General features: G+C 51.4%; 17 protein-coding genes, 1 tRNA gene and 1 pseudogene. 9 read left to right on the top strand and 10 right to left on the bottom strand.

Going from position 1 to position 21,037, the window contains the following annotated elements:
- Positions 1-271 precede the first annotated feature (271 nt).
- The 5 genes from QWJ20_RS07790 to QWJ20_RS07770 all read left to right on the top strand — a co-directional run bounded on the left by QWJ20_RS07790 (position 272) and on the right by QWJ20_RS07770 (position 8,594).
- A complete protein-coding gene (locus QWJ20_RS07790) occupies positions 272-2,188 on the top strand; it encodes a beta-glucoside-specific PTS transporter subunit IIABC (RefSeq protein WP_433992220.1) in 1,917 nt (638 codons plus the stop codon).
- A 76-nt stretch (positions 2,189-2,264) separates the two neighbouring features.
- Positions 2,265-3,995, top strand: a complete 1,731-nt coding sequence (locus tag QWJ20_RS07785) for a sulfatase family protein (RefSeq protein WP_433992219.1) — start codon at positions 2,265-2,267, stop codon at positions 3,993-3,995.
- 74 nt (positions 3,996-4,069) lie between these two features.
- Positions 4,070-5,527 (top strand): sulfatase-like hydrolase/transferase, encoded by a 1,458-nt coding sequence (locus QWJ20_RS07780; RefSeq protein ID WP_433992218.1) that lies wholly within the window; start codon positions 4,070-4,072, stop codon positions 5,525-5,527.
- Positions 5,528-5,634: 107 nt separating this feature from the next.
- The gene (locus QWJ20_RS07775) at positions 5,635-6,858 is read left to right on the top strand and encodes an anaerobic sulfatase maturase (protein ID WP_433992217.1); all 1,224 of its coding nucleotides are present in this window, start codon (positions 5,635-5,637) and stop codon (positions 6,856-6,858) included.
- Between the two features lie 56 nt (positions 6,859-6,914).
- A complete protein-coding gene (locus QWJ20_RS07770; RefSeq protein ID WP_433992216.1) occupies positions 6,915-8,594 on the top strand; it encodes a sulfatase family protein in 1,680 nt (559 codons plus the stop codon).
- 74 nt (positions 8,595-8,668) lie between these two features.
- Here QWJ20_RS07770 and QWJ20_RS07765 read toward each other — a convergent pair whose 3' ends face one another.
- Positions 8,669-10,057 (bottom strand): glycoside hydrolase family 1 protein, encoded by a 1,389-nt coding sequence (locus QWJ20_RS07765; RefSeq protein ID WP_433992215.1) that lies wholly within the window; start codon positions 10,055-10,057, stop codon positions 8,669-8,671.
- A gap of 71 nt (positions 10,058-10,128) precedes the next feature.
- On the opposite strand from QWJ20_RS07765, the gene QWJ20_RS07760 reads away from it, so the two are divergent.
- A complete protein-coding gene (locus tag QWJ20_RS07760; RefSeq protein ID WP_433992214.1) occupies positions 10,129-10,353 on the top strand; it encodes a hypothetical protein in 225 nt (74 codons plus the stop codon).
- Between the two features lie 2 nt (positions 10,354-10,355).
- Here the strand turns inward: QWJ20_RS07760 and QWJ20_RS07755 are convergent, their stop codons facing one another.
- The gene (locus tag QWJ20_RS07755; RefSeq protein WP_095701544.1) at positions 10,356-11,117 is read right to left on the bottom strand and encodes a type 1 glutamine amidotransferase domain-containing protein; all 762 of its coding nucleotides are present in this window, start codon (positions 11,115-11,117) and stop codon (positions 10,356-10,358) included.
- A 181-nt stretch (positions 11,118-11,298) separates the two neighbouring features.
- Here QWJ20_RS07755 and QWJ20_RS07750 point away from each other — a divergent pair, with 181 nt between their 5' ends.
- Positions 11,299-12,201, top strand: coding sequence for a LysR family transcriptional regulator (locus tag QWJ20_RS07750; RefSeq protein WP_433992213.1), 903 nt, complete (start codon positions 11,299-11,301; stop codon positions 12,199-12,201).
- Between the two features lie 22 nt (positions 12,202-12,223).
- Here QWJ20_RS07750 and QWJ20_RS07745 read toward each other — a convergent pair whose 3' ends face one another.
- The 4 genes and pseudogenes from QWJ20_RS07745 to QWJ20_RS07730 form a co-directional block, all read right to left on the bottom strand.
- Positions 12,224-12,583, bottom strand: coding sequence for a YebF family protein (locus QWJ20_RS07745; protein WP_433992212.1), 360 nt, complete (start codon positions 12,581-12,583; stop codon positions 12,224-12,226).
- A gap of 146 nt (positions 12,584-12,729) precedes the next feature.
- Positions 12,730-13,680 (bottom strand): hypothetical protein, encoded by a 951-nt coding sequence (locus tag QWJ20_RS07740; protein ID WP_433992211.1) that lies wholly within the window; start codon positions 13,678-13,680, stop codon positions 12,730-12,732.
- A gap of 20 nt (positions 13,681-13,700) precedes the next feature.
- Positions 13,701-14,101 (bottom strand): annotated as a pseudogene (locus QWJ20_RS07735) (tyrosine-type recombinase/integrase); the annotation flags it as partial.
- Between the two features lie 166 nt (positions 14,102-14,267).
- Positions 14,268-14,343, bottom strand: a tRNA-Ile gene (locus QWJ20_RS07730).
- Between the two features lie 140 nt (positions 14,344-14,483).
- On the opposite strand from QWJ20_RS07730, the gene mug reads away from it, so the two are divergent.
- On the top strand, positions 14,484-14,987 hold the full coding sequence (gene mug / locus QWJ20_RS07725; RefSeq protein ID WP_433992210.1) for a G/U mismatch-specific DNA glycosylase: 504 nt from the start codon (positions 14,484-14,486) through the stop codon (positions 14,985-14,987).
- Between the two features lie 95 nt (positions 14,988-15,082).
- Here the strand turns inward: mug and rpoD are convergent, their stop codons facing one another.
- The 3 genes from rpoD to rpsU form a co-directional block, all read right to left on the bottom strand.
- On the bottom strand, positions 15,083-16,921 hold the full coding sequence (gene rpoD / locus QWJ20_RS07720) for an RNA polymerase sigma factor RpoD (protein ID WP_095701548.1): 1,839 nt from the start codon (positions 16,919-16,921) through the stop codon (positions 15,083-15,085).
- A gap of 153 nt (positions 16,922-17,074) precedes the next feature.
- Positions 17,075-18,829, bottom strand: coding sequence for a DNA primase (dnaG, locus tag QWJ20_RS07715; protein WP_095701549.1), 1,755 nt, complete (start codon positions 18,827-18,829; stop codon positions 17,075-17,077).
- 154 nt (positions 18,830-18,983) lie between these two features.
- Positions 18,984-19,199 (bottom strand): 30S ribosomal protein S21, encoded by a 216-nt coding sequence (gene rpsU / locus QWJ20_RS07710; RefSeq protein WP_001144069.1) that lies wholly within the window; start codon positions 19,197-19,199, stop codon positions 18,984-18,986.
- Between the two features lie 227 nt (positions 19,200-19,426).
- Between rpsU and tsaD the strand changes: the two genes are divergently transcribed.
- Positions 19,427-20,440 carry a tRNA (adenosine(37)-N6)-threonylcarbamoyltransferase complex transferase subunit TsaD gene (gene tsaD, locus QWJ20_RS07705; RefSeq protein WP_103971827.1) on the top strand — a complete coding sequence of 338 codons (1,014 nt, stop codon included), beginning with the start codon at positions 19,427-19,429 and terminating at the stop codon, positions 20,438-20,440.
- 85 nt (positions 20,441-20,525) lie between these two features.
- Here tsaD and argR read toward each other — a convergent pair whose 3' ends face one another.
- The gene (gene argR, locus QWJ20_RS07700) at positions 20,526-20,996 is read right to left on the bottom strand and encodes a transcriptional regulator ArgR (protein WP_010283010.1); all 471 of its coding nucleotides are present in this window, start codon (positions 20,994-20,996) and stop codon (positions 20,526-20,528) included.
- Positions 20,997-21,037: the final 41 nt, after the last annotated feature.

Genomic DNA, 21,037 nt, shown 5'->3' with positions numbered 1-21,037 from the left:
CACGCCGTGGAGTGGGCGGCTTCACCCGATTGGTAAAAATTTAGTGACTGTTTTCACAGAATAAAACGTAGAGATAGCTTTCTCCGCGTGAACTTGTTAGAAAACAGGAAAGGACGTCACCAGAATTTTCTGGGCGAGACCTGGATAAAGCAGCGTATAGCACGCTGCTTTATCCAGGTTTTTTTTTGCTTATTTTCTAGCTGGCCAGCGGACAACAAGCGGGATGACGTGTATTGGGCAGTTGCAGCCATTGACGAAACGGGAAGTCATTATGAATAGCAAAGTGCTAGCTGAAAATATTTTGAGGTTGGTCGGGGGAGAGGCGAATGTCTCCACTCTGGTGCATTGTGCAACACGCTTGCGCTTTAAGATTGTCGATCACGGTAAGGTGGATGTGGCTGCGCTTGAGGCGCTGGAAGGCGTCATTACGGTCATCAACGCATCAGGGCAATTGCAGGTGGTGATCGGGAACCGGGTGCCGGAGGTGTACCGCGCGTTTGGTGCGATCTCCAAACTGCTGGAGGACGGCGACGGGAAACGTCAGGCAGCAGAAAGTGAGGCATCAACATCTGCGATGGGGCGGTTGATTGATCTGGTTGCCGGGATTTTTACCCCATTGCTGGGGGCGATGGCGGCAGCGGGTGTGCTAAAAGGGGCGCTGGCTATCGTCATTGCGCTTGGCTGGCTGAATACCAAAGAAAGCACCTATGTCATTCTGCATGCGGCGTCTGACAGCCTGTTCTACTTCCTGCCGATGCTGCTGGCGATTACCTCCGCGCGTAAATTCGAAACCAACATTTTTGTGGCAGTGTCGATTGCCGGTGCGCTGGTTTACCCGACGATTCAGGGGCTATTTGATGCCGGTCAGCCGGTGACGTTCTTCGGCCTGCCCGTCGTCATGATGAAATACACCTCCTCGGTGATTCCGATTATCTTCAGCGTGTGGCTGATGTCGTATATCGAGCGTTTCCTGAATCGCCATATTCACGAAAGCGTGCGCAATATTCTGACGCCGTTCTTCCTGCTGGTGCTGATGGTGCCGCTAACGCTGATGACCATCGGGCCGATTGGTATCTCGGCCAGTAAGCTGATTGCGTCGGTGTTTGTCAGTATCTATAGCTTCAACCCGATTATTGCCGGGGCGCTGATTGCGGCGGCATGGCAGATTTTAGTGATCTTCGGCGTGCACTGGGGCTTCGTGACCGTGTTTATTAATGACCTTTCGGTCATGGGACACAGCTACCTCAAAGCGGCATCCAGCCCGTCGGTCTTCGCTCAGTCTGGCGCACTGTTGGGCGTCATGGTGCGCACCAAAGATAAAAAGCTCAAAGCGCTGGCGGGGAGTTCGTTCATTGCGTCACTGTTTGGTATCACGGAACCCGGTGTCTACGGCGTCACGCTGAAGCTGAAAAAACCGTTTATCTGTGCAGTGATCGCCGCGGCAATGGGCGGGGCTATCGCAGGCTATGCGAAAAGCTCGGCGATTTCCATGGGGATGCCTGGATTGCTGACACTGCCGATTTTCTATGGTGAAGGCTTCGTTGGGTTCCTCATTGGCTGTGCTATCGCATTTGTCGCAAGTTTTGTGCTGACTATTGTGGTTGGCTTTGATGATCCAACCCCGCCTGCCGAAAGCACGCCTACTCCCACGCATTCACCCACCACGACACCGGCTGCGCCAGTATCACGCCAGCAGGCCAATGCTGTGCCTCTACCGCTGAAAGACGCACCGGAGACGGCGGAACAACTGGGGTCGCCGGCAAAAGGTGAACTGATCTCGCTGGAAGAGGTAAATGACAAGGTGTTCTCTTCCGGCGTCGTTGGTCAGGGTGTTGCTATTCTGCCGCAAGAAGGTCGTATCTATTCGCCAGTGGACGGCATGATTGCCAGTACGTTCGCCAGCGGTCACGCCGTCGGCATTCTCTCGCAAAATGGTGCGGAGATTCTGATTCATGTCGGCATCAACACGGTACAGCTGGAAGGTCAGCATTATCAGATGCATGTTGCGGAAGGCGATAAGGTGACAAAAGGCCAACTGCTGCTGGAGTTCGATCTGGACGCGATCCAGAAGGCGGGCTACGACATCGTGACGCCGATGGTGATCACGAATGCGGAAGACTATCGCGTATTCAGCCAGGGTGCTGCACGTCAGCAGCAGGCCGGAGAGACGGTTATTGCGCTGGCGTAGGGCGGTGGATGATAAGAGCATTTGCCGCCAGATAACGCGTGGCGGCGCGCAGCTCAAGACGTCTGAGGAAACCTAAATGATGAAGAAGACACCGCTGGTCGTGGCGATGTTGGCGGCATTTTCACTGTCTGGTCAGGCGGTGGGTGCCGATTTTTCCGCTCAGATCGCCAGCCCGCGTCCGAACGTGGTGCTGATTGTGGCGGAGGATATGAATCCCCGTCTGGGCGCATACGGGGATACGCAGGCGCGAACGCCGAATCTGGATGCGCTGGCAAAAGAGTCCGTTGTCTTTACGCAAGCCTTCACCATGGCGGGCGTCTCGGCACCGTCACGAGCGGGGCTGATTACCGGCATGTTTCAACATACCACTGGGTTGCAGCACATGCGCACGGCGACTCGACCCGCAGGCGGTTATTTAGGCGTGCCGCCTTCTTACGTGAAAGGCTACCCCGAACTGCTGCGCCGCAGCGGTTACTTCACCTATAACGACACCAAGACGGATTACCAGTTTACGAAAGGCCATGCTGATGTTGGCCCTTTCACCCTGTGGACGCGCCACGGGGAGTACAGCAGCATGGACGATCTACATATTCAGCTAGCCTGGCGTAATTACGATCTGAAGGGCAAGCCGTTCTTCATGAATTTCAACCCGCAGATTACGCATGAATCGGCGCTCTTTACGGCGGAAAACCACCCAGCGGGCCAGTCGCGCTTCGTCAAACAGTGGGATACTTTCCGCCAGCAATACCGTTATACGCCAACGGATCCGCAAAGTCTGAAACTGGAGCCTTATCTGCGGGACACGCCGCAAACCCGACAGGAACTGGCGCAGCATTACGACAATATTCATATTATGGACATGCAGGTCGGTAAGCTGCTGGACGGGCTGAAAAAGGACGGGCTGTGGGATAACACCATCGTCATTTTCACGGCGGATAACGGCGATGGGATCCCGCGTCATAAGCGTGAGGGCTATGACTCCGGCACCCATGTTCCGCTGATCGTGCATATCCCTGAGAAGTATCGTCCAGCAGGCTGGTCGGCGGAAGGGAGCAATAACGATCGGCTGGTGTCGTTCGAGGATCTGGCACCGACCATTCTAGGGTTTGCCGACATCAAACAGCCTGACTATATGCGCGGTATCAGTCTGGCACAGGATCTCGCGCCGCAGCGCCAGTTTGTCTACGGCGTGCGGGGGCGGATGGATGAATACGACATGCGCGCCTATTTTGTCCGGGATCGTGACTATCAATATGTCCGTAATCTAGCGACCACGCCGGGGGGCATCGGCATTGCTTTCCGCAACGCGCTCGGATCGATGAAAGATTTGAATGCGGCGCATGAGCAACACCAACTGAGTGCCGAGCAGCAAAGCTGGTTTGCCGATCGTCCGGCGGAAGAGCTTTACGATCTGCAACGCGATCCTTTGCAGTTGCATAACTTAGCGGCCGATCCGGCCCAAAATGCCGTACTGGTGCGGATGCGTGAGGAGATGGATCGCTGGCGTAACCGTGAGAACGACATGAATCTGATCGCGGAAGATCAGATGGTGGCGGATTTGCTGGATGAGCAGGGCAAGCAGCGCGCCACGCTGACGCCCGTGGCGCAGTGGGATGCGGTCAGCCACAAAATTTATCTGGCTAACCGCACGCAGGATGCCTCCATTGGCTACAGCTGGGATGGCAAAGAGTGGGAGCTGTACACGGGCAGCATCACGCCGCTGAAGAGCGCATCGCAGCTGCAATTCAAGGCGATCCGCTATGGCTGGCAGGAAAGCCCGGTCGGTACATTGCCCATTCAGCCGTGAAAACCGATATGTGTATCTGTTCACATACCTTGATGATGTGAGAAAAGCTAAAACGACACTCTGGGGGATGGAAGATGATGAAGCAACAGGTCATGGCGCTCTCTATCGCGACGGCGCTGCTGGCTGGGCCGGCGGCCGCTGCGGCGGTGCAGGCAAAGCCGAATGTGATCATCCTGTTTACCGATGATATGGGGTGGGCCGATATGTCGGTACAGGGCGCGAAAACGCCGACGCCTCATCTGGATAAGCTGGCGGCAACAGGGCAGCGCTGGACCAATTTTTATGTCTCTTCGGCGATTTCTTCTCCCAGCCGTGGCGGATTGATGACGGGCCGCGTCGAAACCAAAACCGGGCTATACGGCACGAAAATTCCCGGCGTGTTTATGGATGAAGATCCTGATGGTTTCCCTGACGATGAAGTCAGCATGGCGGAATCACTCCAGCACAACGGATATCGCACCATCATGTACGGCAAATGGCACTTAGGGACGCAGTCGAATGCGTTTCCAACGCGCCACGGCTTTGACGAATGGTACGGGATCCCGACCAGCAACGATCGCTTCAGCACCGTTGTCGATCAGGTGGAGATGAATCGGTTGGCGAGAACCGATCCGAAAAGGCGTGAACTGCTGAATAAAATGGAAGAGATCAACCGCGCACCGCAGCAGGAATACTGGAATGTACCGCTTTATCACTCCTACAAAGACAAAGGAAAGCAGGTCGATTACGCCGTGCCGCAGGGCTTCCAGCAGGCCAGTTTTACCAAGGATGTGACGAACAAGGCGGTGCAGTACATTGCCGACAATAAAGATCAGCCGTTCTTTATGTATATGGCTTACCCGCAGACCCACGTACCGCTGTTTACCTCGCCGGAATTTAAAGGCAAAGGACATAACCCTTACGGCGATGTGATGCTGGAGATCGACTGGTCGGTGGGGCAGATCTATCAGGCGCTGGAAGCGAACAAGCTGGCGGAAAACACCATCGTGATTTTTACCTCCGACAACGGTCCGTGGTTGCAGTATGACAAAGACGGTTTGGCCGGTTCGGCACTTCCGCTGCGTTCGGGTAAAAGCACCGTATTTGAAGGCGGGCAGCGCGTGCCGTTTATCGTGAACTGGAAATCCCATATCACGCCGAAAGTGGTGGATGATATCGGCAGTACGCTGGATCTTCTGCCGACGCTGATGAAGATCACCGGTAGCCAGCATGCCCAGCGCGATCTGGACGGCGTGGATCTCAGCGCCGCCTTCCTGAACGGAAAGCCGAGCGCGCGTACCTTCATGCCGTATTTCTATTGGGGCAAGATGGATGCCTACCGTGACGGCGACTACAAGGTGGTCTTCCGTGACAAGAAAGCGGGTATTCCGGTCGATCTGGAAAAACCGCTCATGTTCAACTTGCGCGATGACGTCTCTGAGCAGCACGATCTGTCGGCGAAAGAGCCGGATCGCTATCGGGCGCTGATTGAGAAAGCGCGGGCGTATGAACAGTCGCTGGGTGAGAAGAAACCGCCGCAGTTCGATCTGTAATCGCAAACGATCCGCCGACAGGGAAGTTGGCGGCGATTTTCTCAGGAAAGAGAACCTCTCTCAGCAAAGAGAACATCGTGTAGCCGTTAAGTTACGTTGAGGTGCCAATGAGTCAGTCTATTGCCAATTTTCAGTTGATGGCCAAGCCTTCAGGGTCCGTGTGCAATATAGATTGCTCATACTGTTTTTATCTGGAGAAGGAGCATCTTTATCCCGAGCGCAAAAGCCGCTGGAAGATGGATGGCGACACGCTGGAAAACTATGTGCGAAAGAACATCAGTAGCCAGCAGGCACCTGTTGTTGATTTCCCGTGGCAGGGGGGCGAACCGACCCTGCTGGGTATCGATTTCTTCCGCGAAGCGGTGCGGTTGCAAAACCAATACCGTGGCACAAAGCAGATCAATAATTTCTTTCAGACCAACGGCACCAATATTGATGACGACTGGGCGCGTTTTTTGAAAGAGAACCAGTTTCTGGTGGGATTGTCGATTGACGGTGACCGTATCAGCAATGATGTGCATCGCCTCACGCGGGCAGGGAAAAGCACCTTTGATGACGTGATGAAGGGGCTGGAAGCGCTGAAGCGTCATCGGGTCGAGTTTAATACCCTGACGGTGGTGAATGCGGAAAACGTGAAACGCCCGCTGGATGTGTACCAGTTTCTTAAACGCATCGGTAGCCGCTACATGCAGTTCATTCCGCTGGTGGAACGCCGCGCTGCTGAGCCGGATGACAACGGACTGGTGCTGATTCAGCCGGATTTTTCGGGCCAGTGCAGCGTGACGGAGTGGTCAGTGCCTGCCAAAGCGTATGGTCGTTTCCTGAATACGATTTTTGACCATTGGGTTCAGCACGATCTGGGCAATGTGTTTGTCATGAACTTCGAGCAAACGCTGACCAAAATGACTGGGCAGCTTAGCGCCTGCGTTATCAACGAAACCTGCGGCGGTAACCTGATTGTTGAAGCAAACGGTGACGTCTATTCCTGCGACCATTTCGTTTATCCCGAAAATAAGCTCGGCAATATTAATCAGGACGATCTGGCGTCGCTGGTGAATTCGCCGCAAAACCTCGCCTTTGGTGAAAATAAGCGAAAAAACATCAGCAAAGATTGCCTGAACTGTGAAGTGAAAGCAGTTTGTCATGGCGGCTGCCCGAAGCATCGGTTTGAAATTTCCAGCGATGGGCGACCGAATAAAAACTACTTCTGCGATGGCTTTAAAACGCACCTATTCCATGTGTTACCACGCATGAATGCCTTGCTCTCTCAATTGGGACGCCAGGAATCGATGAAGAAAATAAGAAGGAATATGAAAGCCGAATTTTATTAACCGATGCCGAATACTCTTCGAGTGCTCTGGGAAGGGATGGCATAAAAGGAAAAATAATGAAAAGAAACAGACTTCTGGCCGCGATTACGCTGGCCTGTATGCAAGCGGCAGGGGGACAGGCTGCCGCGGCGACTTCTCCTGCAACGACGGTGCCGTCGGCGGATGGAAAGCAGCCAAACGTGGTTTATATCATTCTTGACGATCAGCGTTACGACGCGTTTGGCTTCCTGAACTCGGCTATTCACACGCCGAATATGGACAGCATCGCCAAAGAAGGGACGTATTTTAAGAATGCGTTCGTGACCACTTCGCTGTGCTCGCCCAGCCGTGCCAGCATCCTGACGGGGATGTACGTGCATAATCACGGGGTATCGGATAACAATCCGTCCGATCTCTCTCATCTGAACTACTTCCCAGAACTGCTGCGCGACAACGGCTATCAGACCGGTTTCTTTGGTAAATGGCACTTCGGCGGCGCGGATAAAACGGCCACGAAAGGCTTCGCCGGTTTCGATCGCTGGGTAGGGCTGCTGGGGCAAGGCAGCTATTATCCGATTGATAACTATGGCAAGCCGACCATGCTCAATATTGATGGCAAGATGGTGCCGCAAAAAGGCTACATCACCGATGAGCTGACGGACTACGCCGTAGACTGGCTAAACACGCTCGATAAGAAAAAACCGTTCATGATGTATCTGTCGCATAAAGGCGTGCACTCCGATTTCCTGCCCGCCAATCGGCACCGTGGCAGCATGAAAGAAGTGACATTCCCTGTGCCGGATACCTATGCCGATACGCCGGAAAACTATGCTGGCAAACCGATGTGGGTGAAGAACCAGCGTAACAGCTGGCACGGCGTGGATTATCCCTACAACACGGATATGGATCTTCAGCAGTATCAGCGCGACTACTATGAAACGCTGCGCTCGGTGGATGACAGCGTAGGGCGCGTACGCGACTGGCTACAAAAGCAGGGGCTGGATAAGAACACCATTATCATGGTGATGGGGGATAACGGTTTTATGTTCGGCGAACATGGGCTGATCGATAAGCGTAACGCCTATGAAGAGTCGATCCGCGTGCCGTTGATTGCCTCTGGGCCGGGCTTCGCCAAAGACAAAGTGGTGGATGACATTGTCAGAAACATCGACGTGGCACCAACCATTCTGGAAGCCGCAGGCGTTGCTGCACCAAAGCATTATGACGGGCAGAGCTTCTGGCGTCTGGGGCTGGATGGCTATACCGTGCCGAAGCGCAAAGACTACTTCGTCTATGAATACTTCTGGGAATACAGCTTCCCGCAGACGCCCACCACGTTTGCGATCCGCACGCCGGAATACAAATACATCCAATATTATGGCGTGTGGGATAAAGAAGAGCTCTACGACATGCAGAACGATCGGGAAGAGAAGCACAACCTGATCGATTCGACCGATGAGAAGATCGTGAATGTCAAAATCGCGCTGCGCAAAAAGCTGTATGAAGAGTTGGGCGATCGGCAGGGTAAGAATGTGATTCCGTATAACCAGCGTACAGGGCAAGGACAGGTCTATCGCTATGAAGGCACCGGTGAGCAGCTCGCGCCGTTCCCGCGCGAATGGCTGAAAGGGTACAACCACGAGGAGATTCTCGCCGGCTTTATCCCCGATCAGGTCGGTAAAGAAGCGAAGGTGAAAGCCTCAAATGAGGCTGCGGAAAAGAGCCAGCCACTGCTGAAAGAACTGATGGATAAGTAATCTTTCTTAATAAATCAGACGGCGCTGTGTGAACACGCCGTCTGATTTTCTCTATCATCTTATGTGCTATAGGATTACAGCGATTTTCCGTTGCTGTTAATCACATCCTGATACCAGTAGAAGCTGTCTTTGCGCCGGCGCTCCAGCGTGCCTTTGCCGTCATCATCGCGATCCACATGAATAAAGCCGTAGCGTTTTGACATCTGCGCCGTCCCCGCGCTGACCAGATCGATCGGCCCCCAGCTGGTATAGCCCAGCAGTTCGACGCCATCGTCGATGGCTTCACGCACCTGAATCAGATGGCGACGCAGGTAATCAATACGGTAGCTGTCGTGAATGCTGCCGTTCTCTTCCACCACGTCTCGTGCACCCAGCCCATTTTCCACGATGAACAGCGGCTTTTGATAGCGGTCATACAGCTCGTTTAGCAGGAAACGCAGGCCTTCGGGGTCAATCTGCCAGCCCCATTCGGAGGCTTCAAGGTGTGGGTTAGGAATCAGACGGATGATATTGCCGCGTGAGGACTGATATTTCTCCGGCTCGAAGGTCGCGCAGCCGCTCATGTAATAGCTGAAGGAGACAAAGTCTACGGTGTGGCTCAGATCATCTTTATCCTGCGCAGTAATCGTGAGTTCGACGCCATTTTCCCGGAAATAGCGCTGGATCCAGGCCGGATAGGTGCCGCGTACCTGCACATCGCCGAAGAACAGCCATTCACGGTTCTTGCTCTGCGCTTCCAGCACATCTTTCGGATGGCAGGTCATCGGGTAGCGTACCGCGCCCAATAGCATATTGCCGATTTTTGCATCCGGAATAATGTCGTGGCAGGCTTTTACCGCGCGTGCGCTGGCAACCAGCTGGTGGTGAATAGCCTGATAAATCTCTTGCTTTGAGGGTTCGCCGCCCAGCCCGATGCCCGTAAAGGGTGAATGCAGCGCCATATTGATTTCATTGAAGGTTAGCCAATGCTTCACCTTGTCTTTGTAGCGGCTGAAAACGGTACGCGCATACTTCTCAAAATGGTCGATGACGGCACGGTTGCCCCAGCCTCCCAGCTTTTTCACCAGCCCGTAAGGCATTTCATAATGCGACAGCGTAATCAGCGGCTGAATCTGATGTTTTGCCATTTCATCGAACAGACGATCGTAGAAGGCCAGACCGGCTTCGCAGGGTTCTGCTTCATCACCTTCGGGGTAAATGCGCGTCCAGGCAATCGAGGTGCGCAACACCTTAAAACCCATTTCGGCAAACAGCTGAATATCCTGCGGGTATTGATGATAAAAATCGATGGCCTGATCTTTGATGCAGTTAATGTTCTCATCGCGTTCCGTCACCGGACCATGTACGCCCTTTAGCTGAAGATCGGAGGTCGATACGCCTTTACCGTCTTCATTCCATGCCCCTTCAACCTGGTTTGCTGCAACTGAACCGCCCCATAAAAATCCGTCGGGGAATGCTTTCATGGTATTTCTCCTTATCGTTTTCTACATCATTACGCTGTGCCGGGCTGTGGCTCCGCGCTGGGAACCGCCGGATGACAGGCAAAAAAAAACTTGGGCAGAAGAGAGTAGTGCTACTCACCTCTGCCCAAGTCTCGCCCGCCATTGGCGGTAACGTCTTGTTAGAACACTATACAATCCTGAATCTCTGCGGCAATGCCCCCGTTTGGTTATGTGACTCCGGTCACGACATCTCTGCTGGCGCGATTCGGTGTTGCCAGACGTTAGGCGTTTTACCCCCTAACGCCGTGGCTTCATGACGTTACTTCGCTTGCAGAGCCTTGACGACGGCTTCGCCCAGCGCTTGAGCGGATGCCGGGTTTTGACCGGTGATCAGTCGCCCGTCAACGACGACTTTATTTTCGAAGATTGGGGCTTCTTCGAATGTTGCGCCATCTTTTTTCAGCGCCGCTTCAAGTTCAAACGGAACGATCTTGTCGTAATTACGGGACGCTTCTTCTTCCGCAGTAAAGCCGGTAAGGCGACGGCCTTTAATCAACAGTTCACCATTACTGAGCTTCACATTCAGCAAGCCTGCCGGACCGTGGCAAACGGCACTGATGATGTCATTTTTCTCGTACATGGTACGCACGATGTTGATCAACTCAGGATTGTTGACGAAATCCCACATGGGTCCATGTCCGCCAACCAGCAGGATCGCGCTATATTTCGCGGGATCAACCTTTGCCAGCGGGATTGAATTAGCCAGTTTGTTGCGGTGTTCCGGGTTAGTCCAGAAATCCAGACTCGCCCGATCTTTGAGATCGAATCCGTCAAACGGAGGCATCCCACCTTTGGGACTGGCGATATCGTAAGACAGACCGACTTTGTCGAATACTTCGACCGGGTGGGTCAATTCAGGAAGCCAGAAGCCGCCAACGAGATCGGGTGTTTTTTTATCCAAACTGGAGACGACGATTAAGACCTTCTCTTCTTTCAGATTGGCTTGGGCGAAAACGGGGGAGGCTGCGGCAAACACAGCCATCGCGGCGATAAGACCAGCACAGCGCTTGATGATTGACATAAAAAACTCCTTTCAGCAGGTGGTGATGGTCGCCACTATATCCGTGATAATGGGTGGAAAACAGGCGGTAAAAGTGGAATGCATTGTTTAAAAAATCGATGTAATCACTTTATATTGGCGTGATAAATTATCGTAAAATACGTTTGATGATCCCTGTGTTACATGACGATGAGGAACCCTGATGGGGCAATCCGATAGCTTTGATGGACTGGCAGAATTTCTGGCTATAGCGAAACGCTTGAGCATTCGCAAAGCTGCGCTCGATCTGGGTAAGACGCCGGGCTCGGTGAGCTTGTCGCTCCAGAAACTGGAGCATCGCCTCGGCGTGCTACTTTTCCACCGCACGACGCGCAAGATGGCATTGACGGAAGCAGGAGAAGACCTGCTGCTGAGAATCGAGCCTGCAGCACACGTTATCGCAACAGGTTTTGAAGATGTGGCGCAATCGGCAAAAAAACCATCGGGGACGTTGAAGCTGATCGTAGAACGTTTGGCATTGCCTCATGTCATCGAGCCGCTCATCCCTGCATTTCGTCAGGCATGGCCGAATTTGAATATCGATATCACGGTGAGTAATCGTCACGATAACTTCGTCTCTGGAGGCTATGATGCTGGCATCATGATCGGTTCCTATATCGAACAGGATATGATTGCAGTACGGCTCTCCCCACCATTTAAGTGGGCGGTATTCGGTTCGCCGGAATATTTCAAAGCGAACGGTAAGCCTAAAGCGACGCGCGATCTGGAGCATCACGAATGTATTCGCTTTCGTCGCCCTGAAAAGGGAGATATTTATCGGTGGGAGTTTGTCGAAAATAAAGAAACGGTAAGAGTTGAGCCAGCCGGCACAATTACCGTGAACGATGGCGAGCTCATGCGTAGCCTCGCGGTCAGGGGCGTTGGGCTTATTTACTCATCCACTTTCCATACCTCACGCGAACTGGCAAACGGCACGCTGGAAGCCGCGTTACTCGATCTCTCGCCGGGAAATGACGGCCTCTTTCTTTATTTCTCAAGAGCCGCGAGGAACCAACCTAAATTGCGCGCGTTTATCGACGTGTGTTCGCAGATAATTAAGACGTGAATGAATAGGCCGAGCTCGTCCGTCAGTCTTTCGAAGAGTATTCAACTGAGCCTGTTTTGCATTCGTACATGGCAAACAGCGAGTGTGTTTTCTGTGGGCCGGAGACGGTGAATGCCAGGAGGTAAACCTCGGGGTTGGATAACGTAGATGAATCGGCTTTATCAAAAGCAATCACTGGTGTTGCGGTACCGAGGTTTTCGGGTTGGAATTTAGCCCAGCGCAGAATACGGTGTGTCAGGAGATCGTTCTTCACATGGTCAACGGCTTGCTCATACGTCACCTCCAGGCAGGACGGGCCACTATGTCTGAGGTAATAATCGTAGCCAGCTAAGGCACTAGCTGCCGCCAGCACGCAACAGACCGTCTTGGTTTTCCATCCCATCTCGCTTCTCCCTGATAAATATAAACAGACGCCCAAAAATAAAGGAGTTGCGCTATTAACGCAACTCCTTGAGTTTTTTAGCCCCTGCTGGACTTGGGCTGGTGACTGAGGAGTTATGACTTCCAAACTTACATTTATTCTTAAAGTCAAGTAAACATTGGCTGCTTATAGGATATGTAACCTATATAATTAGGATGGTAACATTGCAAAGTTTTCTTTCCACCGTATATATAATTCATTATGTCAGGGCAAATTTTACCAAAATCAATTTCAATGTTTAGTATGTCACATACTTCAGTTGTGACTTCATTATAACTATGTATAGTTCTTATAAATTCGTCTTCGCTCAGGAAGGATGTGATCAAATTGAATTGGTTTTTAATATTTGCACTCCAAGGCCCATTTGGTCTAGAAAATCCAAAGTGGCGTGATAAACCCACTAGTCTTCCTTCAACCTTGTAGAGGAAATTAGCGGAAATGGTAGGTGAGTTATTATTTTGGATAGCACATAACTCAGTATTTAACCATGTCCATAAGTTTACAAGAGCTTCATTTATCAAGCTATTTAATTCAAATGAAGCATTTTCTGGTGAGGGTTTTTTAAATGCTTGTCGATAGAGTTTATGAGGGTTTGAAATGCTAATGGTTCTGCTATTTTCATGACCATTACATGAGCTTTTAATTTCATTTTTCGTTAATGATGTCAAGCATTCAATAATGTATTTTTGATGTGCATAATATTTGTCGCTTTCATTCTTTTTTTCTGCTATTTTTATTTGTTCATCTGTTTGTATAGATCGATGAATAGCTGAAAGTATTGTTGTTGCTGGCAGTACTAAAGCTAATATAGATAATGTAAATGTTGATATGTCGTATTGATCTGCACCAAGAGTTGATATTTTTTTATTAGATAGATCGTAATAAGAAAAAATACAGAAAATTAAAATTGGTAAAAAAATTGAAGCCCAGAAAAAAGGGTGATTATACAATGGTTTTGGCGAGAGTTTATACCATTCCTTAGCATGTGCGATTAAAATATATACTGTTAATATAAATATTACGGTTTCCAATTGATATTGACTATATAGAAATTTCAATTTTATCCTCCTTTTTTGCTTCATTTATCATCGGCATGAGCGATCCATTTTTTAATTAAATGAGATTCAACGGGTTTATTTTTATAGCCATCTACAAGATGGTCTGACGAAATGAGCATACTGCATTGTCACTTTGATATCAGTGTGACCAAGGATGCGTTGCAGAACAAAAATGCCCTTTCCACGCATCATAGTGGATCGTAAACGTATGCCGCAAAACATGTGATCGCTGTCTATCAGGTAATTCTATATCTGTTCTTTCCAATGCTGACCGGAACGTACCATAGCAATCACTAAACAACAGACTCTTTCTATCATCAGGCAGGGAGTCATAAAGTTCTTTGCTGATGAGAACGGTGTGGTTTTTTCTGCCTTTTGTGTTGGTGTAGGTGATTGTATATTTAGTCAGTTGGCTTTTTCTCTGCCTCAGACCATCAAACACCAGTAGAGAGGCATACTCCGACGGCAGCCCCACAATTGCGTTATGTCGAAGTTCCCATCGCCACTTTATCGCTACACCCAATTTTAAATACAAAAAAGCCACCTTGCAAAAGGTGGCTTAATCATATGATTTTAAAACTAAAATTTGGTGGCCCCTGCTGGACTTGAACCAGCGACCAAGCGATTATGAGTCGCCTGCTCTAACCACTGAGCTAAGGGGCCGAATGGGCGATGATTATACGGTAATGTGCGGGGGGAGGTCTATAGCCTATCTGCCGGGTGGTGGTTTTATACTCAAGATAGCTTGTTGTTATTCTTATCAGAATTTACGATGGCTGTAGTCAACGGAAGTAGGGAAAGACATGATTACCGATATTCTGGCCATGAATCTTCAGGTGGTTTTCTGCGGTATTAACCCCGGGCTGTCGACGGCCCATCACGGTTACCACTTTGCTAACCCTAGTAATCGCTTCTGGAAGGTGATTTATCAGGCAGGCTTTACTGAACGTTTGCTGACACCTGCGGAAGAGCAGCATCTGCTGGATACCGGATGTGGCATCACCATGCTGGTGGAGCGCCCAACGGTTGAAGCGACCGAGCTGGGGCGAGATGAGCTGCTGCAAGGTGGTAATGCGATTGTTGAGAAGATGGAACGCTATCAGCCGCGTGCGCTGGCGGTGTTAGGGAAGCAGGCGTTCAGTCAGGCGTTTGGTATCAAGAAGGTTTCCTGGGGGCGTCAGGAGCTGTGTATTGGCAAAACGCAGGTTTGGGTGCTGCCGAACCCTAGCGGGCTGAATCGTGCGACGCTGGAGTCGCTGGTGGCGTCGTATCAGGAACTGTATCAGGCGTTGCAGGATAACGTATAAATTCAATCTGAGCGTTCTGACAGGCAAAAAATAACCCCAGCGAACCGGGGTTATTTAGTGTGGCTATTTATCGTGTGGATTAGCTGAAGGATGAATTAATCATCCAGGAAGCTACGCAGCACTTCGGAACGGCTTGGGTGACGCAGTTTACGCAGCGCTTTCGCTTCGATCTGACGAATACGTTCACGCGTAACGTCAAACTGTTTGCCCACTTCTTCCAGCGTATGGTCGGTGTTCATATCGATACCGAAACGCATGCGCAGGACTTTCGCTTCACGTGCGGTCAGGCCAGCCAGAACGTCGTGTGTCGCAGAACGCAGGCTTTCCGACGTGGCAGAATCCAGCGGCAGCTCCAGCGTCGTATCTTCGATGAAATCGCCCAAATGTGAATCTTCATCATCACCAATCGGGGTTTCCATTGAAATCGGCTCTTTCGCGATTTTCAGCACTTTACGGATCTTGTCTTCCGGCATCAGCATACGTTCAGCCAGCTCTTCCGGCGTTGGCTCGCGCCCCATTTCCTGCAACATCTGACGAGAGATACGGTTCAGTTTGTTGATCGTCTCAATCATGTGTACCGGAATACGGATGGTACGTGCCTGATCGGCGATAGAACGGGTGATCGCCTGACGGATCCACCAGGTGGCATAGGTCGAGAATTTGTAGCCACGGCGATATTCAAATTTATCTACCGCTTTCATCAGACCGATGTTGCCTTCCTGAATCAGGTCGAGGAACTGCAAACCACGGTTGGTGTATTTCTTCGCGATAGAAATAACCAGACGCAGGTTAGCTTCCACCATTTCTTTCTTGGCGCGACGCGCTTTCGCTTCACCAATCGACATACGACGGTTGATGTCTTTAACTTGCTCGATCGTCAGGCCAGTTTCTTCTTCGATCTGCTGCAGTTTTTGCAGGCTGCGGGTGACGTCTTCTTCAACATCATTCAGCTTTTCAGACCAAGGCTTGCCCATTGCGACTGCTGCGGCAAACCAGGTGTTGTTGGTTTCATTGCCAGTGAACATCGTGACGAAGTTTTTCTTCGGCATTTTGCACTGTTCAACACACAACTTAATGATCAAACGTTCCTGAGTACGAACGCGATCCATCATGGAACGCATGCTGTTAACCAGGAAATCAAACTGTTTCGGCACCAGACGGAACTGTTTGAAGACTTCGGACAGATTCAGGATTTCCTGTGCTGCCAATGCATGGCTACGACCGTGAGCTTTGATAACCTGACGGGTCGTTTCATATTGCACACGCAGCTCGGTGAACTTCTCACGCGCCAGCTCAGGATCGATGCTGTTGTCGTCTTCTTCTTCCTCTTCGTCTTCTTTTTCCTCATCGTCATCGTCCATTTCTTCACTCGAAAGCTCGGAACCAACGTGAGTCGCGGTAGGCGCAATGTCCTCTTCCGCATTAGGATCGACGAAGCCGGTGATCAGATCGGACAGGCGGCTTTCGCCCGCTTCGACGCGGTCATACTGTTCCAGCAGGTAAGTAATGGCTTCAGGATACTCTGCAACAGAGCACTGAACCTGATTGATACCGTCTTCGATACGCTTGGCGATATCGATCTCGCCCTCACGCGTCAACAGCTCAACGGTACCCATTTCACGCATGTACATGCGAACCGGATCGGTGGTGCGACCAATTTCCGATTCAACACTGGATAGAACCTGCGCAGCAGCCTCTGCTGCATCTTCATCGGCATCATTGGTGTTTTCGGCCAGCAACAGATCGTCTGCATCCGGTGCTTCTTCCATCACCTGGATGCCCATGTCGTTAATCATCTGGATGATATCTTCGATCTGATCCGAGTCGATGATATCTTCCGGCAGATGGTCATTGACCTCAGCATAGGTCAGGTAGCCTTGCTCCTTACCACGGGTGACAAGCAGCTTCAGCTGTGACTGCGGGTTTTGCTCCATAAGACGGTATCCACACTTCAGAGTATTTGGGTTGGTGTCGGTCAGCGTAGTTCGCTAACAATAGCATTAGGGGTATTTTTCTTATCGCCGCGCCCCTGTAGCGGCTCTTTGCAGGGCTCAACCCTGCTATTTATCGGCAATTAAGCCTCTGTATCAGTGTTTTCTGGTCAACGCCAGTTGCAACGACCAAAGCTCTTTTTTTTCTTTGGCGTTGAGCCCATGCGTTCTGTCACGGGCAATCAATGTCTCTTGTCGCTGTTTCAACAGCTGATCGTAGAGCTCTGCCAGACTGATTCTGAACTTCTCGTCGAGCTCTTCCTCTACGATCATATGGTTCCATGAAGCCATGGTTTCAAGTTGTTTGCGGTACTTGCTGTCGCGATATTTTTCCAACAGCAGACCCATGTTCATCCCAGGGCTGGCGTTGCAGGTTTTCACCAAGTCCTGAAACAGGGATAAACCCGCCACTTTGTCTTCTTCAATGCCTTCCAGCGCGAGGTCTGGCACCTCTGCCGCCAATCTTGGGTTTTGTACTAAAAGTCCTATAAGTATACGCATAGTTGTGACTTTTAGTTGCGGCGGCTGGTAGGATTGAGCCTGCTCTGCCACTTTTGGGAGCAGTCTGTCCAACTGGCTGTCGTCCAAAATTCCTAGCTTGTTACCGAGCTGCTGGCGCAAATACATCCGCAGCGTTTCTCCCGGTACCTGGCCTATCAGCGGTAGCACCAGCGTGCTGAGCTTGGTACGGCCGTCGGGTGAACTCATATCCACCTGCTGTTGCAGCGTTTCAAACAGAAACTGCGACAGCGGCAGGGCTTGTTCCATCCGCTGCTCAAAGGCGACTTTGCCTTCTTTACGCACCAACGTGTCGGGGTCTTCACCGTCTGGCAGGAACATAAAGCGTAGCTGACGACCATCGTTCAAATAGGGTAGCGCAGTTTCCAGCGCGCGCCATGCCGCTTCACGTCCGGCACGGTCTCCGTCGTAACAACACACCACCAGGTCTGTGGCGCGAAATAGTAACTGAATGTGATCGGCTGTCGTGGAGGTACCCAGCGATGCCACCGCATAGTCAATATCAAACTGCGCCAGCGCCACCACATCCATATAGCCTTCAACAACCAAGAGTCGTTTGAGTTCTGGGTGACTTTGCTGCGCCTCATACAGGCCGTACAACTGGCGACCTTTATGAAAAATTTCTGTTTCCGGCGAGTTAAGGTACTTTGGAGTACCGTCGCCTAATACTCGTCCGCCGAAGGCAATAACTCGTCCCCGTTTGTCGCGGATGGGGAACATCACACGCTCGCGGAAGCGGTCGTACATTCGACCCTGATCGTTAGTCACCAGCATGCCAGCATCGTTCAATGTGCTGCGATCGTCATCATTGCGGCCAAAGCGCTTTAAAACGTTATCCCAGCCGGGCGGGGCGAAGCCAATCGCAAAATGGCTGATCACTTCTGCACTTAAACCGCGCTGTTGCAGGTACTGCAACGCTGGCGTACCGACTGATTGGCTTAGTGCTTGTTGATAGAACCCGCTGAGCTGTCCCATCAATTCGTACAGACTTTGCCGTTGGTGACGCTCTAACTGGGTTGGGCCAGTGCCGGTTTCATAAGGCACTTCGAGGCCATATTGGGTGGCAAGTTCTTCAATGGTTTCAACGAATTCGAGACGATCGTAATTCATCAAAAAGTCTATGGCGTTGCCGTGTGCGCCACAGCCAAAACAGTGATAGAACTGTTTGTCACCGTTTACGGTGAATGAGGGGGTTTTTTCGTGATGGAACGGACAACACGCATGGTAGTTTTTGCCCTGCTTCTTCAGTTTGACGCGCGCGTCAATGAGATCGACGATGTCGGTGCGAGCCAGCAGGTCATTAATAAATACGCGTGGGATTCGTCCAGCCATAAGCCCCTGGTGTATACCCTTCTGTAAGGTGATTACATTGGATATAGCTTATAAACGACAACAAGCCGCGCTTCCTTTCGGAAAGCACGGCCTTACGTATGCAACTGCTAAGTCTGCGGATTAATCACGCGTTGGAGGGAAACCCTCCTGAAAATTAATACAGACGAGTGCGGCGTGCGTTTTCTCGAGCCAATTTCTTCGCGTGACGTTTCACTGCAGAAGCTTTAGCGCGCTTGCGTTCGGTCGTTGGTTTTTCATAAAACTCACGACGACGAACTTCAGCCAGAACGCCTGCTTTTTCACAGGAACGTTTGAAGCGACGCAGAGCTACGTCGAACGGCTCGTTTTCACGTACTTTAATTACCGGCATGTGCCTCTCACCTCAATAAATTCGGTTTGCTGCTGGCTTGTGCCAGCCTTTTCAAAATGGTGCGGAATTCTACTGCAAACGTGACGTCTTTGTAAAGCATTGCGGTGATCATAAAACGCCCAACCACTGCCAGCGTAGAAATCAGGCCGCTTATGGTAGACTATCCGCAGTTTGAAGCAAGCGGCATTTAACGCATGCTCGTATCATCATCAAAGTTAGGAACAGCAATGCGCGTATTGGGTATCGAAACATCCTGTGATGAAACCGGTGTGGCCATTTATGACACGGAAACCGGTTTGCTCGCCAATCAGTTATACAGCCAGGTCAAATTGCATGCTGATTACGGCGGCGTAGTGCCTGAGCTCGCCTCACGCGATCACGTGCGTAAAACGGTTCCGTTGATTCAGGCGGCGCTGCGTGAAGCTGGGCTACAGGCTGACGATATCGATGGCGTGGCTTACACCGCCGGCCCTGGTTTGGTTGGCGCGCTATTAGTGGGCGCGACGATCGGTAGGTCGTTGGCATTCGCCTGGGGTGTACCGGCGATTCCTGTGCACCATATGGAAGGGCATTTGCTGGCACCGATGCTGGAAGATAACCCGCCGGCGTTTCCCTTCGTGGCGCTGCTGGTCTCTGGTGGCCATACGCAGCTCATCAGCGTGACAGGAATTGGTGAATACCGTTTGCTGGGCGAGTCGATTGATGATGCGGCGGGTGAAGCGTTTGATAAAACGGCGAAGTTACTGGGATTAGATTACCCCGGTGGTCCAATGCTGTCGAAAATGGCGCAGGCGGGGAATTCCCAACGCTTTACGTTTCCGCGCCCGATGACCGATCGGCCGGGGCTGGATTTCAGCTTTTCCGGGCTAAAAACGTTTGCTGCCAATACGATTCGTAGCAATGGTGATGACGATCAAACGCGTGCTGACATTGCTCGTGCGTTTGAAGACGCCGTCGTAGATACGCTGGCGATAAAATGTCGTCGTGCGTTGGATGAGACGGGCTTTAAACGACTGGTCATGGCGGGGGGCGTGAGTGCAAACCGGACACTGCGCCAGCGCTTAGGTGAAGTGATGGCGAAACGCGGTGGTGAAGTGTTTTATGCGCGGCCTGAATTCTGTACGGATAATGGCGCGATGATTGCCTACGCAGGCAGTGTGCGTCTCGTTCATGGCGCGAGCCAGACGCTGGGCGTATCTGTTCGGCCACGTTGGCCGTTGGCTGAATTGCCTGCGGTGTGAGTGTTCGAGCGGTAATCGCTACGTGTAGAGCGCGGGTCTACACGTAGTGAAGAAAGCGTAGCAAAAACATTAGCGGATAAGCGGATTACAGCTCTTGTTCGAATAACACCAGAATCGCTTCGTAGAGCTGTTTGACGCTGAAGCCTCTCGCTGGGGTGGTAAAAATAGTGTCATCCCCCGCGATAGTGCCGAGAATGCCTTCTGATTTACCTAGTGAATCCAGCAGGCGAGCAATGAGCTGCGCGGCGCCAGGGCTGGTATGGATCACGACGACGGCATCATTATAATCCACGTCCAGCACAAGGTTCTTCAGCGGGCTGGATGTCGTCGGGACGCCAAGTTCGGCAGGGAGACAATACACCATCTCCATTTTGGCATTGCGTGTGCGCACGGCGCCAAATTTCGTTAGCATGCGTGACACCTTGGATTGGTTGATGTTTTCAAATCCTTCGTCTTGCAATGCCTGAACAATTTCACTTTGAGAACTGAACTTCTCTTCTTTTAACAGCGCCTTGAACGCTTTAACGAGGTCTTCTTGTTTTGTCGAATTTCGCATTCTGCACCGGATTAATTGTTATGGTTAATCTTCCTATTATG

The organism is Pectobacterium sp. S5 (assembly GCF_051707265.1).
GTDB lineage: Bacteria > Pseudomonadota > Gammaproteobacteria > Enterobacterales > Enterobacteriaceae > Pectobacterium > Pectobacterium polare.
Note: the sequence above shows the minus strand (reverse complement) of the source record. Positions and strands in the feature narration are given on the sequence as shown.

Excerpts from the sequence above, each read along its gene's own strand:
- QWJ20_RS07790 (WP_433992220.1), top strand. The coding sequence starts at position 272 with ATGAATAGCAAAGTGCTAGCTGAAAATATTTTGAGGTTGGTCGGGGGA.
- QWJ20_RS07785 (WP_433992219.1), top strand. The coding sequence starts at position 2,265 with ATGATGAAGAAGACACCGCTGGTCGTGGCGATGTTGGCGGCATTTTCA.
- QWJ20_RS07780 (WP_433992218.1), top strand. The coding sequence starts at position 4,070 with ATGATGAAGCAACAGGTCATGGCGCTCTCTATCGCGACGGCGCTGCTG.
- QWJ20_RS07775 (WP_433992217.1), top strand. The coding sequence starts at position 5,635 with ATGAGTCAGTCTATTGCCAATTTTCAGTTGATGGCCAAGCCTTCAGGG.
- QWJ20_RS07770 (WP_433992216.1), top strand. The coding sequence starts at position 6,915 with ATGAAAAGAAACAGACTTCTGGCCGCGATTACGCTGGCCTGTATGCAA.
- QWJ20_RS07765 (WP_433992215.1), bottom strand. The coding sequence starts at position 10,057 with ATGAAAGCATTCCCCGACGGATTTTTATGGGGCGGTTCAGTTGCAGCA.
- QWJ20_RS07760 (WP_433992214.1), top strand. The coding sequence starts at position 10,129 with ATGACAGGCAAAAAAAAACTTGGGCAGAAGAGAGTAGTGCTACTCACC.
- QWJ20_RS07755 (WP_095701544.1), bottom strand. The coding sequence starts at position 11,117 with ATGTCAATCATCAAGCGCTGTGCTGGTCTTATCGCCGCGATGGCTGTG.
- QWJ20_RS07750 (WP_433992213.1), top strand. The coding sequence starts at position 11,299 with ATGGGGCAATCCGATAGCTTTGATGGACTGGCAGAATTTCTGGCTATA.
- QWJ20_RS07745 (WP_433992212.1), bottom strand. The coding sequence starts at position 12,583 with ATGGGATGGAAAACCAAGACGGTCTGTTGCGTGCTGGCGGCAGCTAGT.
- mug (WP_433992210.1), top strand. The coding sequence starts at position 14,484 with ATGATTACCGATATTCTGGCCATGAATCTTCAGGTGGTTTTCTGCGGT.
- rpoD (WP_095701548.1), bottom strand. The coding sequence starts at position 16,921 with ATGGAGCAAAACCCGCAGTCACAGCTGAAGCTGCTTGTCACCCGTGGT.
- dnaG (WP_095701549.1), bottom strand. The coding sequence starts at position 18,829 with ATGGCTGGACGAATCCCACGCGTATTTATTAATGACCTGCTGGCTCGC.
- rpsU (WP_001144069.1), bottom strand. The coding sequence starts at position 19,199 with ATGCCGGTAATTAAAGTACGTGAAAACGAGCCGTTCGACGTAGCTCTG.
- tsaD (WP_103971827.1), top strand. The coding sequence starts at position 19,427 with ATGCGCGTATTGGGTATCGAAACATCCTGTGATGAAACCGGTGTGGCC.
- argR (WP_010283010.1), bottom strand. The coding sequence starts at position 20,996 with ATGCGAAATTCGACAAAACAAGAAGACCTCGTTAAAGCGTTCAAGGCG.